The following is an 11,944-nucleotide window of genomic DNA, read 5'->3' on the forward strand; positions in this document are numbered from 1 at the left end:
CTTCACCTGCGCCGTTGCTCCGGGTTCACTCGAAACCGACCACCCGGAACACCTCATGGAGGCTCTCATGATCGTTATTACCACGCCGACCGGCGACATCGGCCGACAGGTCCTGGACCGGGTCCTGGACCGCGGCGAGCCGGTCCGGGTGATCGTCCGCGACCCCTCCCGCCTCCCGGAGCACGTGCGCGCGCAGACCGAGGTGGTGCCGGGCTCCCACGCCGACCCGGACACGATCGCGAAGGCGCTGGAGGGCGCCGACCGGCTGTTCTGGCTGGTGCCCCCGGCCGGGTTCGCCGACGCCGGCCCGGCCGGGCGCTACTACCTGGACTTCACCCGGGCCGCGGCCCAGGAGGCCGCGCGCCGGGACGTACGGATGGTGCACGTCACCACGCTGGGCCACGGCCACCGAGGAGAGGCCGGACTGCTGTCGGCCGCGCTCGACATGGACCGGCTGATCGAGAGCAGCGGCGTGCAACACCGGGCCCTGGCGCTGCCGTTCTTCATGGAGAACCTGTTCCGGCAGACCCAGCAGATCACTGAGCAGGGGGTGTTCTCCCTGGCGAACGCCGCGGACCGGCCGCTGCCGCTCGTCGCCACCCAGGACGTGGCCGCCACGGCAGCGGCGCTCCTGCTGGACGGCGCCTGGAGCGGACAGGCCCGCGTCCCCGTGGTCAGCCCCGACCGGCTGACCCCCGACGCCATGGCCGGGATCATCTCCGACGCCCTGGGCCGCACGGTGCGCTACCAGCAGGTGCCGGTCGCGGAGTTCCGGGCCCGGATGCTGCAGCACGGCGCGAGCCCCGCGCTGGCCCAGGACATGGCCGACATGATCGTCGCGCAGAACAACGGCATCTACGACGCCGAACCCCGCGACCCGGCCTCAGCCGCCGCCACCGGCTTCCGCCAGTGGTGCCAGGACGTCCTGAGGCCGGCCATGCGGTGACGGGGCCGCGGTGCCCGAGGGCACGGCTCGGTCAGGCAGGACCCAGGTAGGACCAGTCCTCGTAGTGGTTCTCGCCGTGGGCGTTGCAGCCGTTCTCCGGGTAGCCGTAGGTGTCCGAGTATCCGCCGTCGAGGCAGACCCGGTACTGGAAGTTGAAGTAGTTGAGGTAGCCGTCCGCGCTGCGGGTGCTGGCCCACTCCTGGGCGGCCGACCCGTCGCAGGGGCGCGGAGAGACCTCGTTGCCGAATCCGCCGGGGCCGACCTGGCCCAGGACGGTGAGGCACTCGTTCAGGTCGGTGCCGCGAATGCGGACGTTGGCATAGGCGTGGTTCGGCGCGTCCGGGTAGACGGACTCGAGGTTCCAGTCCGTGTCGATCCCGTAGACGCCGCAGGTGCCCATGAAGCTGCCGGCGCCGGGTTCGCCGACGATGCACTGGCCGGTCTGACGGAGGCCCAGTTGCTGGTTGGGAATGTTGATCGAGGCGTAGGCGCTGCCGGGCAGCGCCGCGACGGCGACGGCGGCCATGGTGGCGACGGCGAGTCCGGACTTCAGCAGTCCGGCCTTCGGAGCGGTGGCGCGTCGGGTCCTTGGGAGCTTGAGCATGCTGCTGTCTCCTTGACTGCGAGCGACTTGGCCCGACTCGGCTGGAGTCGAGCAAGCCCCACCGTTCCAGGGCCCGTCCTAGGTTGGTCCTAGCCCCACTTCCACCTGTGGGGCCCCGCCGAGTGGCGGGACCCCGGGTGCGGGCGGCGGCCAGTGGTCGGCCTTGGGCGGTCGGCGGTCAGTGGGCCGGGAAGCTCACGTAGTGGAGGCTGACGTAGGGCGGGTTGCCCGGTGCCGCCGAGGACATGACCAGGTAGACGTCATGGGTGCCGGTGGTGGTGGCGATGTTGGCGGGGACGGTCTGCCAGCTGGACCAGCCGCCGGTGTTCCCCACCGCGAAGCTGCCGATCGGGGCGTTGGCGGGGTTGTCCAGGACGACTTCGACCAGCCCGCTGACGCCGCCCGCCGCGCCGGAGGCGACCCGGGCCTGGAACTGGCTGGAGCCGCTGCCGAAGTTGACGCCGCTGTACTTGAGCCAGTTGCCGTTGTGCAGTTGGGCCACCTGGTTGCCGTCCACCCCGCTGGGGTCGGTGTCCCCGGTGGCGGCCTGGACGGTGACCGTCCCCTGGGCGGCGCTGTAGCAGTCGGCCGAGAGGGAGGCGGTCGCCGTGGTGGTGCACAGCGTGCCGCCGCCACTGCCGCCGGCGCCGGTCGGGGTGGGCGTCGGGGTCGGAGTGGGTGTAGGCGTAGGCGTGGGGGTCGGCGTGGTGCTGCTGCCGCCCGCGGGCTTCTCGTACGCCGCGAACCAGTCCACGCTCATCGCCGCGCCCGAGGAGGTCGCCGCCGTCGGCGAGCCGCAGCCGCAGATGGCGTTGGGGTAGGCGCCGCCGATGGCCACGTTGAAGATGGCGAAGAAGCCGTGGTCGACCGCCGCCTGCCAGGTCGCGGTGGGGACCTGGCTCTCGTTCACGGTGAAGGTCTGCGCGCCGTCCAGGTAGAAGCGGAGCTGCTCGGCGGCGGTGTCGGTGCGGTCCAGGATCACCGAGTAGGTGTGGTAGCCGGTCTGGCAGCCGCTGCAGGCCTGCAGCCCGCTGCCGATGCCGGTGGTCTCGTTGCAGGGGCCGCCGGGGTCGACGCCGCAGTGGAAGGTGGTGGAGTGCTGGCTGAGGCCGTTGACGTCCTCCATGATGTCCAGCTCGCCGATGCTGGGCCAGTTGGTCGCGCCGACCGGACGGGCCGCCGCGCCCAGCGCCCAGAAGGCGGGCCAGTAGCCGGTGCCCGAGGCCGGGTTGGGCTGCTCGAGCGAGGCGCTGAGCTCCAGCTCGCCGCCGGCCGGTGCGGCGAAGTCGGTGCGCTGGGTCTCCACCCGGCCGGAGGTCCAGTTGCCCGCGGCGTCCCGGATCGGCTTGATGACCAGGTGGCCTGAGCCGTCCTGGTAGACGTTGGCGGTGGAGCTGGTCTCGCTCTCCACCTCGCCGGTGCCCCAGTTCCCGGCCCCGCCGGGATAGTTGGTGCCGGTGTCGTAGAGCCAGTCCGCGGTGTTGAGGCCGGTGCCGGCGGCCCCGTTGAAGTCGTCGCTGAACGCGGTGGTCCAGCCGGCCGGCGCGGGCGGGACGGCGGCCGAGGCGCTGCCCGCGGCGACGGACAGCCCGAGCAGCCCGGCCAGCGGCAGCGCCATCGCGGTGAACAGCGCCACCGTGCGGCGGCTGAGCCGGGGACGCCGGTGCCGGGAGCCGGGGTACCGGCCGGGGCTGGGAGGCAGGGAAGGGCGCGGCGGGGTGGGTCTGCGCATGGGGGTGCCTTCCTCGGTTCGTGAAGTGAAGCTGGAGTCGACTTCCTCCTTTGAATCAACGGAATGGAAGCGCTCTCAAGCAATGGACAAGCGACTTCTGACCACGTAACGCAGTGTCATCCCGTAGCTGAAGGGCCGTCAATACACCGCGCAGCGTTCATCTTCCGAACGGACTGTCATGCACGCGCTTGCTCCGTCCGGGGCGGTTGGCGGCCGTTCGGGGCGAGCCGGGATGCGGGCGGTGGCCCGCTCCCGCAGGATGGGCCGAGGAGCACGAAGCGGGAGGGCGGGTGGGGGCGGGTGTTCAGTGACGCCGCGGACCCGCGCACCAGCCGGATCCTGCACCAGGTGCTGGACGGCACCACCGCCGGGGTCGCCCTGCTCGACCAGGAGCTGCGCTACATCTATGTGAACCCCACCCTGGCGCGGATGAACGGCGCCCCCGCCGCCGACCACCTCGGCCGCACCATCGCCGAGATGCTGCCGGGCGTCGACGCCCGCGAGGACGTGCTGCGCCTGGTCCTCGCCGACGGCGTCCCCCGGGAGGTCACCTCCAGCGGGCACACCCGGGCCAGCTCGGACCGGGAGCGCCGCTACTGGCACGGCGCGTACCACCGGCTGGAGCAGGACGGGCGGGTGCTCGGGATCGTCGGGATCGTCCTGGAGGTCACCGACTCGCGGGAGCAGCAGCAGGCGCTGGAGCGCACCCGGGCCCGGCTGGCCCTGCTGGACCGGGCCGCCACCATGATCGGCACCACCCTGGACATGGACGCCACCTGCGGCGAGCTGGCCGCCTTCCTGGTGCCCGAGCTGTGCGACACCGCCACCGTGGAGGTCTTCCCGCACGAGCACAGCACCGAGACCCGTCCCGCGCCGCCCGGTGTGCTGCGGCTGCGCCGGGCGGCGATGGAGTCGGTCCCCGAACTGCGGGAGGCGGTAAGGGTGTTCGGGCGCCCCGGCGAGCACGTGGACTACCAGCCGGGGGCGGCGATCCCGCGCTGCCTGGCCAGCGGGCAGCCGATCGTGGAGAACCTGTTCAGCGACGCCTCGGTGAGCCGGTCCGCGCCCACCCCGGCGCGGGTCGCCGCGTACCGGGCCGCCGGAATCCACTCCGCGCTGGTGGTGCCGCTGACCGCGCGCGGGGTGCCGGTCGGCACGGTCAGCATGGTCCGCGCGGGCGACTCCCCCACCTTCAGCCCGGAGGACGTGATCACTGCCCAGGACCTGGCCGGGCGCGCCGCGATCAGCCTCGACAACGCCCGCCGCTTCACCCAGGAGCACCACATCGCGCTGGAACTGCAGCGCGCCCTGCTGTCGGGGCCGACCCGCCCGCACCGGGGCCTCAGCATCGCCACCCGCTACCTCGCCTCCGGCAGCAGCGCACTGGTCGGCGGCGACTGGTTCGACAGCGTGCTGCTGCCGCGCGGGCGGACACTGCTGGTGATCGGCGACGTGATGGGCCACGGGGTCGCCGCCGCGGTCGACATGAGCCGCTACAGCTCGATGCTGCGGGTGGTCGCCGAGCAGGAGCTGCCGCCGCACCATGTGCTGGAGCGGATGGACCAGATGATGTCGAAGGTCGCCTCGGCCCGCCCGGCCACCTGCCTGCTCGCCCTGGCCGACCCGCGGCGCGGGGTCTGCACCTACGCCAGCGCCGGCCACCTCCCCCCGGCCCAGGTCCGTGAGGGCGACCGGACCGTGCTCATCCCGGTCCCGGTCGGCCCGCCGCTGGGCAGCGGGTTCGGCGGCTACCGCTCGCTCACCACGGCGGTCCGACCGGGCCGCACCCTGCTGATGTACACCGACGGCCTGGTGGAACGGCGGCACGAGGACATCGACGTCTCCCTGGCCCGTCTCGCCGGGCTGCGCCTGCGGAGCGCCGCGAGCCTGGACCAGATCCTGGAGCAGCTGCTCACCGGCCTGAACGCGAAGGACGCCGAGGACGACGTGGCGGTACTGGCAGCCAGGATCCTGCCGGGCTGAGCGGGGGCCCCGCGGGGGCGGGCGGAGAGGCGGGGGCGGCAGGGGTAGCGACACGGCGAGGTAGGTGGCAGGACAGGGTCGCCGGAAACTCGGGGGCGGGGGGCAGCGTCCGTCGCTACCGTGACGGGGTGACCGCCTCTGCCGCCGCCTCTGCCGCTGCCTCCCCCACCGTCAGCGCCTCGCTGCTGCTCTGCTGCGACCCGCTGCGGCCCGCCCGCTGCGACCCGCACTTCGCCGACCACGCCACGGCCGCCCGCGACCTCGGCGCGGCGGTCGCCCTGCTCGACCACGACGCGCTGCTCGCGGGCGACGCCGCCGAGGCCGTCCGCCGGGTGCCGAAGGATCTCGGGCCGCTGTGGTACCGGGGCTGGATGATCCCGGTGGCCGCGTACGCGGAGCTGGAGACGGCCCTCGCGGCCCGCGGCGGACAGCTCCGGACCAGCGCCGAGCAGTACCGGACGGCCCATCAGCTCCCGGGCTGGTACCACCGGTTCGCGGAGGCGACCCCCGCGAGCGGCTGGCTCGCCTGCGCGCCGGGCCAGGCTCCGACCCGGGAGGAGCTGGCGGCGCTGGCCCGCTCCCTGCCGCCCGGGGCCGGCATCGTCAAGGACTACGTCAAGTCCCGCAAGCACGAGTGGGACACCGCCTGCTACCTCCCCGACCTCGCCGACACCGAGGCCGTCCACCGGGTGGTGTCCCGCTTCGTCGAGGTGCGGGAGGACTCCCTCGCGGGCGGCGTGGTGCTGCGCGCCTTCGAGCGCTTCTCCGCCGCGACCGGCGAGGCCCGGATCTGGTGGCTGGACGGGGGACCGGTTCTGACGACCCCTCACCCCGACAGCCCCGAACTGCTCCCCTGCCCGGACCTGGCGGCCGTCCGCCCGCTGGTCGCCGCCCTCGGCTGCCGCTTCGTCAGCACAGACCTGGCGCTGCGCGAGGACGGCGCCTGGCGGGTGGTCGAGGTGGGCGACGGACAGGTCAGCGGGCTCCCGGCCGGAACCGACCCGTCGGCACTGCTGAAGACACTGTTCGCGGGCACGGATGAGCAGCTGGGAGCTGGGTAGACGGGCCCAGGGGCGGGGCGGATCATACGGTGCCGCACATGGCTGAGCCAGGAGGCACAGGGAGCATGCTGAACGGAATACTGCGACGCGGCGACTCGTCGGCGGCAACGGCTGCGAAGCCGAGACCGAAGCCGAAGACGAAGCCGAAGTCGAAGCCGGCAGCGGCGAAGCCCGCGCCGAAGCGCTCGATCCCGAAGCCGAGGCTCAAGCGGCTGCCGCGCAAGGCTGCTGACGTTCCGTCACGGCAAGGTCCGTCCCTGGGCCTCCGGATGCTCCGGGCGCTGGTCGGCACGGTCGCGCTGCTCGCGTTCACGGTCTGTGCCGCGGTGGTGCTGAAACTGACGCTGACCCCTTCCCCCGCGTCGGTGGGGATCGCGCACACCAACCTGGATCCGGGCACCTCGATCCGGCTCTACCTGGACCAGCCCTCGGTACGCGAGGCCGCGCTTCAGATCGGCGGGAACATCCTGATCGGGGTGCCCTTCGGCCTGCTGCTGCCGCTGATCAGCCCGCGGGCCAGGGGGCTGCTCCGGGTGGTGCTGACCACCACCTTCGTGGTGCTGATCCTGGAGCTGACGCAGCACTACTTCATCGAGGGCCGCTCCTTCGACGTGGACGACCTGATCCTGGCCGCCGTCGGCGCCGTGATCGGATACGTCCCGGTCGGCCGCTACCTCTCGCTGCGGATCCACCCCGGACACCGGCACTGGTGGCAGCGCCTGCTCGGCTCCCGGCGCCGGACCACCGCCTGACCCCGGCGCGGGGCTCAGTGAGGTGGGGGCAGCGGTGCGGGCGGCAGCCGGGTACGGTGGGCCCGTCTTGATCACGAGGAGTTGACGCCGTGTCCACCCAGCCCACGCCGCCCGCGCCACCCGCCTCCGCAGCATCCCCCGCCTCTACGCCGTCCCCCGCCGCACCAGCTCCTGCCGCACCGTCCCCCGCCGCACCGCAGGTGCCCCCGCTGCGGCGTCCGCGCAGGCTCGTCGCCGGGGACACCGTCGCCGTGGTCGCGCCCTCCGGCGCCGTGCAGCAGGACCGGCTGGACCACGGCGTGGAGATCCTCAGGTCCTGGGGCCTGCGGGTCCAGGTGATGCCGCACGTCCTGGCCGGGCACCCGGAGCTGCCCTACCTGGCCGCACCCGACCGTGACCGAGCCGCCGACCTGCAACGCGCCTGGCTCGACCCGGACGTCGCCGCGGTGGTCTGCGCCCGCGGCGGCTACGGCGCGCAGCGGGTGGTCGACCTGCTCGACTGGACCGCGATGGCCGCCGCCGGACCCAAGGTCCTGGTCGGCTACAGCGATGTGACGGCGCTGCACGAGGCACTCGCGGTCCGCCTCGGGCTGGCCACGCTGCACGGGCCGATGGCCGCCGCCGCCGTGTTCGGCGCCGACCGGGCCACCGTGGAGCACCTGCGGCTGACCCTGTTCGAGCCGGAGCGGGTGCGCACCCTCGGCTCCCCCACCGCGGAGTGCCTGCTGCCCGGCCGGGCCCGCGGCGTCACCGCGGGCGGCTGCCTCAGCCTGCTCGCCTCCGACCGCGGCACACCGCACGCACGGCCCGGCTTCGCGGGCGCGATCCTGGTCGTCGAGGACGTGGACGAGGAGCTCTACGCCCTGGACCGGCTGCTCACCCACCTGCTGCGCTCCGGCGCGCTGGACGGCGTGGCGGGGATCGCCCTCGGCTCCTGGCAGGACTGCCGCCCCTCACCGGACCGCATCCGCGGTCTGATGCTGGAGCGGCTCGCCCCGCTCGGCGTCCCGGTGATCTGGGAACTGGGCTTCGGCCACGGCCCGACCAGCCTCACCGTCCCGCTGGGCCTGCCCGCCGTGCTGGACGCGGACGCCGGGACGATCACCCTGGACCTGCCCGCCCTGGACGTCGCGGGGCCGGACGCGTCAGCGACGGTGTGAATATCGCTCGCCGGGACGCGCGGCCTGGCCTAGCGTCTCCGGGTATGAGCAGCAGACTGCACACCATCGCGACCGAGAACGAGCGCATCGCCGCCGAGGGCCACTACTGGGCGGCTGACGGCAGCCGGGTCACGATCGAGGCCGCGCTCAAAGCCGCCGCCACCGGCACCCGTTGCCATCAGCCGGAGGAGGCGCTTTCGCGGCCGTCGGGACGCTCGCCCGGGGCCGCGCCTGCCGGACCCAGTGGACCCGGCGGGCCTGCTGACGGGCCCGCCGACCGTGCCCTGCGGATCGAGGTCACCGCGGAGAAGACCCTCGACGCGGCGCGGCGGCTGTGCGACAGCGGAGCCGGTGAGGTCGCCGTGCTCAACTTCGCCTCGGCGCGCAACCCGGGCGGCGGCTACCTGCGCGGCGCCAAGGCCCAGGAGGAGGACCTCTGCCGCGAAGCGCTGCTCTACAGCTGCCTGATCCGGACGCAGCACGACTACTACGAGCCGCACCGCGCCTCCGACGACCTGCTCTACAGCGACCGGGTGATCTGGTCCCCGCAGGTGCCGGTGCACCGCGGCAACGGGGCGCTGCTGCCCGAGCCCTACCTGGTCTCCTTCCTCACCAGCCCGGCCCCCAACGCGGGCCAGATGCTGCGCCGCGATCCGGCGGCGGGACCGGCGATCGACACCGCACTGCGCCGCCGCGCGGGCCGGGTCCTCGCGGTCGCCGCGGCGCACGGCGTCCGCAGGCTGGTGCTGGGCGCCTGGGGCTGCGGAGTGTTCGCCAACCAGCCGACAGCGGTGGCCGAGGCGTTCCACCAGCACCTGGAAGGCGACGAGTTGGGCAACCGTCGCGACTTCGACGAGATCGTCTTCGCCGTCTGGGACCGGGGAACCCACTCCGCCAACCGCGACGCCTTCACCCACCGCTTCGCCGGATGACCGCAGCGCGCGAACTACGCCTGGACGGCACCGGCCTGACCGAACTGGACCCGTCCCTCTTCCGGAGCCCGGACGGCACCGACGGCGTAGAGGGCGCGGGCGGGCCGGAGCTGCTCTCCGCCTACCGCAACCGGATCACCGAACTCCCGCCCGGCATCGCCCTGCTGGCCCCGACCCTGCACACCCTCAACCTCGCCGACAACCTGCTGACGGCGGTCCCGGCCGAGATCGGCACGCTGCGCCGCCTGCACACGCTGGACCTGGCCCACAACCGCATCGCCGAACTGCCGGACACCCTCGGGGACCTCTCCGGTCTGACCCGGTACCTCTACGTCGCCGACAACCGGCTCACCTCGCTGCCGACCGGGATCGGCCGACTCACCCGGCTGCGCTACCTGGGCGCGACGGACAACCGGCTCAGCGCCCTGCCGTCCGGCATCGGCGCCATGGCCCAACTGCGCGAACTGCGCCTCTACGGCAACCGGATCAGCGTCCTGCCGGAGTCCCTGGGACGGCTCGGCGCGCTGCGGGAACTGCATCTGATGGACAATCAACTGACGTATCTGCCCGACTCCGTCGGCGGCCTGCGGCAGCTCCGCGAACTGCGGCTGATGGACAATCAGCTGCGGGAGCTGCCGCCGTCACTGGGCGACCTGAGCCGGTTGAGCCACCTCGACCTGCGCAACAACCAACTGGCTGAGCTGCCACCCGTGGTGGCGGGCGGGCTGGTCGCGCTCACCCGGCTGGACCTGCGCAACAACCGCCTGCGGCGGCTCCCCACAGCAGAGTTGGCGTCCCTGCCGCTGCTGGAGAAGCTGGACCTCCGCTGGAACCCGCTCCAGCTGGACCGGCGGACCGAGGAGTGGGTCAGCGACCTGGAACACCGGGGCTGCACGGTCCTGCTGTGACGCCACCGCCGCCTCGCCGCGGCCCGTCACCCCGGCGGCGGGCCCGTCACCCCCGGCTCCGCCGCGAGCACCGCCGCCGTCTCCTCCTGGCCGAAGTGGCGGGCCCAGTCCAGGGGCGTGCCGTCGAAGCGGCGGTCGCGGACGGTCCGGTCCGCCCCGAGGCTCAGCAGCAGCCGTACCGACGGAACGTCACCCGCCATCGCCGCATGGTGCAGCGCCGTCTCCCAGGGCTGGTCGGAGGGGATGTCGCCGCGACCCAGCGCATTGACGTCGAAGCCCAGACCGGCCAGCAGCCCCAGCACCTCCGCCCGCCCCTGGGGCGATCCTTGAGCCCGTCCCTGCGCCGGACCCTGGGCCGCCGCCCAGACCATCGCCGACGGACGGGCCGCCCGCGCCTCACCTGCGGCCTCCGGGTGCGCGGCGCGCAGCGCGGTGACGGCCGCCCCGTCCCCAGCCAGGGCCGCACCGAGCAGGGCCTCGGCCGGGGTCGGCACGGGGGCATCGGCTCCGTGGGCCACCAACAGGGCGACCAGCTCCGGATCGCCGTTGCGCTGGGCGCGTTCGGCGAAGGTGCCTCCGGTGCTGCCGGTGCTGCCGTCCAGCGGCGTCCGCAGATCGACGCCGTGCGCGGCCAGCAGCCGGACCCGCTCCGGCATCCGGTGGTCGACGGCCCAGCCGAGTTGGCCGCGCAGCATCTCCCCCGGGGTGGCCAGGGCGTCGCCGAGACGGGACTTCCAGACCCCGCCGTCGCTCTCGGCCAGGCCATGGGCGAACAACAGGACGAGGTGGTCGTCGTCCGAGCCGAACATCCGGTTGTAGAGGGCCTGGCTGTCGGCCGGGTCCGCGCCCGCGTCGAGCAGCAGCCGGGCCAGCGCGAGCGCGTCCGGGTGGCGCGGCTGGCGCTCCGGCCCCTGTTCCCCCTCGCCGAAGGCGCCGGTGAGCAGGGTGAACGGGCTCGGCAGCCCGTGCCAGAGGTAGCCCTCGTGCGGATCGGCCCCGGCCTCCAGCAGCAGCCGGGCGGCGGCCGGCGCGTCTCCTGACGGCGCGTTCAGGCGCGAGTAGACCAGGTGGAACAGGGGGGACCAGCCGTACGGACCGCTGTGCCGCACGGCCGCGGACGGGTCGGCGGCGAGGTGTCGGCGCAGCGCGGCCACGTCCGCGGCGGCTGCCGCGGCCCCGGAGTGAGCGTTCACCAACCCCGGTTCGTCGGCGAGCAGCGCGGCGGCGCGGGCCCAGCGGTCCGGGCCGTCCGCGGGCGTGTAGCCGAGGCAGGCGAGGCGGCAGAAGCGGTCGGCCGAGGTCTCGTCCGGCTCGGGGTCGGCCGTGGCGGCCGGATCCCAGCGGTAGCGGGCGACGGTGTCGAGATGGTGCTTCAGCCGCGGCCAGCTCGCGAAGCCGTACTCCCGGGCGACGGCGAGCTGGGCGGCGCTGAGCGGAAAGGCATCGAGCGGGACGGCGGCGCCCGTTCCGCCCGACCCGGCGGCCAGGCCCTGGGCCCGGATCCGGCGCAGCGCGGCCGGGTCGCCGCGGCGGACACCGCGTTGCAGGGTGCGGGCCTGGCCGCGCAGGTGGCCCAGGTCGGCGTTCTCGGGCAGGGCGGCCCGACGGGGGGCAGGACGGTCCGGCACAGCGGACTCCTCTCGTCATGCCTGCTGTCCGCATGGTCAGGCCGAAAGGAGTGCGGGGATCGTACGCACCGGGTTCCGCCCGGATGGGCTGAGCCCTTCCCGCGGACCGGGGGCGCTCCGACGCGCCGTGTGCCGACGATAGCGCTGCGCGCGCCCCGGACACAGCAGGCACGGCAGGCACGGCCGGGCGGGTTGCGGAACCGGTCCATCTTCTTGACATGGCGTTAACAGATGCGCA

The 11,944-nt window shown here is 73.9% G+C and carries 11 protein-coding genes; 7 read left to right on the forward strand and 4 right to left on the reverse strand.

All coding sequences use genetic code 11. The annotated features are described in order from the left end of the window. Nucleotides 1-55: 55 nt before the first annotated feature. Nucleotides 56-946, forward strand: a complete 891-nt coding sequence (locus ACEZDE_RS23570) for an NmrA family NAD(P)-binding protein (protein WP_380539144.1) — start codon at nt 56-58, stop codon at nt 944-946. 31 nt (nt 947-977) lie between these two features. Here the strand turns inward: ACEZDE_RS23570 and ACEZDE_RS23575 are convergent, their stop codons facing one another. Next, nucleotides 978-1,550, reverse strand: coding sequence for a hypothetical protein (locus ACEZDE_RS23575; protein WP_380539147.1), 573 nt, complete (start codon nt 1,548-1,550; stop codon nt 978-980). A 178-nt stretch (nt 1,551-1,728) separates the two neighbouring features. Next, nucleotides 1,729-3,282: a carbohydrate-binding protein gene (locus ACEZDE_RS23580; protein WP_380539149.1), complete on the reverse strand. Its 1,554-nt coding sequence runs from the start codon at nt 3,280-3,282 to the stop codon at nt 1,729-1,731. A 300-nt stretch (nt 3,283-3,582) separates the two neighbouring features. Here ACEZDE_RS23580 and ACEZDE_RS23585 point away from each other — a divergent pair, with 300 nt between their 5' ends. Together ACEZDE_RS23585 and ACEZDE_RS23590 are read left to right on the forward strand one after the other, a co-directional pair. Then, nucleotides 3,583-5,265, forward strand: coding sequence for a SpoIIE family protein phosphatase (locus ACEZDE_RS23585; protein WP_380539152.1), 1,683 nt, complete (start codon nt 3,583-3,585; stop codon nt 5,263-5,265). 128 nt (nt 5,266-5,393) lie between these two features. Beyond that, entirely contained in the window at nt 5,394-6,326 is a 933-nt protein-coding gene (locus tag ACEZDE_RS23590) for an ATP-grasp domain-containing protein (RefSeq protein WP_380539155.1), read from the forward strand. A gap of 22 nt (nt 6,327-6,348) precedes the next feature. Here the strand turns inward: ACEZDE_RS23590 and ACEZDE_RS23595 are convergent, their stop codons facing one another. Further along, nucleotides 6,349-6,549 (reverse strand): hypothetical protein, encoded by a 201-nt coding sequence (locus tag ACEZDE_RS23595; RefSeq protein WP_380539158.1) that lies wholly within the window; start codon nt 6,547-6,549, stop codon nt 6,349-6,351. Between the two features lie 46 nt (nt 6,550-6,595). Here ACEZDE_RS23595 and ACEZDE_RS23600 point away from each other — a divergent pair, with 46 nt between their 5' ends. From ACEZDE_RS23600 to ACEZDE_RS23615, 4 genes are all read left to right on the forward strand, one after another. Then, nucleotides 6,596-7,078, forward strand: coding sequence for a VanZ family protein (locus tag ACEZDE_RS23600; protein ID WP_380539161.1), 483 nt, complete (start codon nt 6,596-6,598; stop codon nt 7,076-7,078). Nucleotides 7,079-7,287: 209 nt separating this feature from the next. Continuing rightward, entirely contained in the window at nt 7,288-8,238 is a 951-nt protein-coding gene (locus ACEZDE_RS23605) for a S66 peptidase family protein (RefSeq protein WP_380539415.1), read from the forward strand. 44 nt (nt 8,239-8,282) lie between these two features. Then, nucleotides 8,283-9,170, forward strand: coding sequence for a TIGR02452 family protein (locus ACEZDE_RS23610; RefSeq protein WP_380539164.1), 888 nt, complete (start codon nt 8,283-8,285; stop codon nt 9,168-9,170). Further along, nucleotides 9,167-10,078, forward strand: a complete 912-nt coding sequence (locus tag ACEZDE_RS23615) for a leucine-rich repeat domain-containing protein (RefSeq protein WP_380539167.1) — start codon at nt 9,167-9,169, stop codon at nt 10,076-10,078. Before ACEZDE_RS23610 ends, ACEZDE_RS23615 begins: the two co-directional genes overlap by 4 nt. A 26-nt stretch (nt 10,079-10,104) precedes the next feature. Here ACEZDE_RS23615 and ACEZDE_RS23620 read toward each other — a convergent pair whose 3' ends face one another. Continuing rightward, entirely contained in the window at nt 10,105-11,706 is a 1,602-nt protein-coding gene (locus tag ACEZDE_RS23620) for an ankyrin repeat domain-containing protein (protein ID WP_380539170.1), read from the reverse strand. Nucleotides 11,707-11,944 lie beyond the last annotated feature (238 nt).

Origin of the sequence: Streptacidiphilus cavernicola (assembly GCF_042510955.1) — a bacterium.
Lineage (GTDB): Bacteria > Actinomycetota > Actinomycetes > Streptomycetales > Streptomycetaceae > Streptacidiphilus > Streptacidiphilus cavernicola.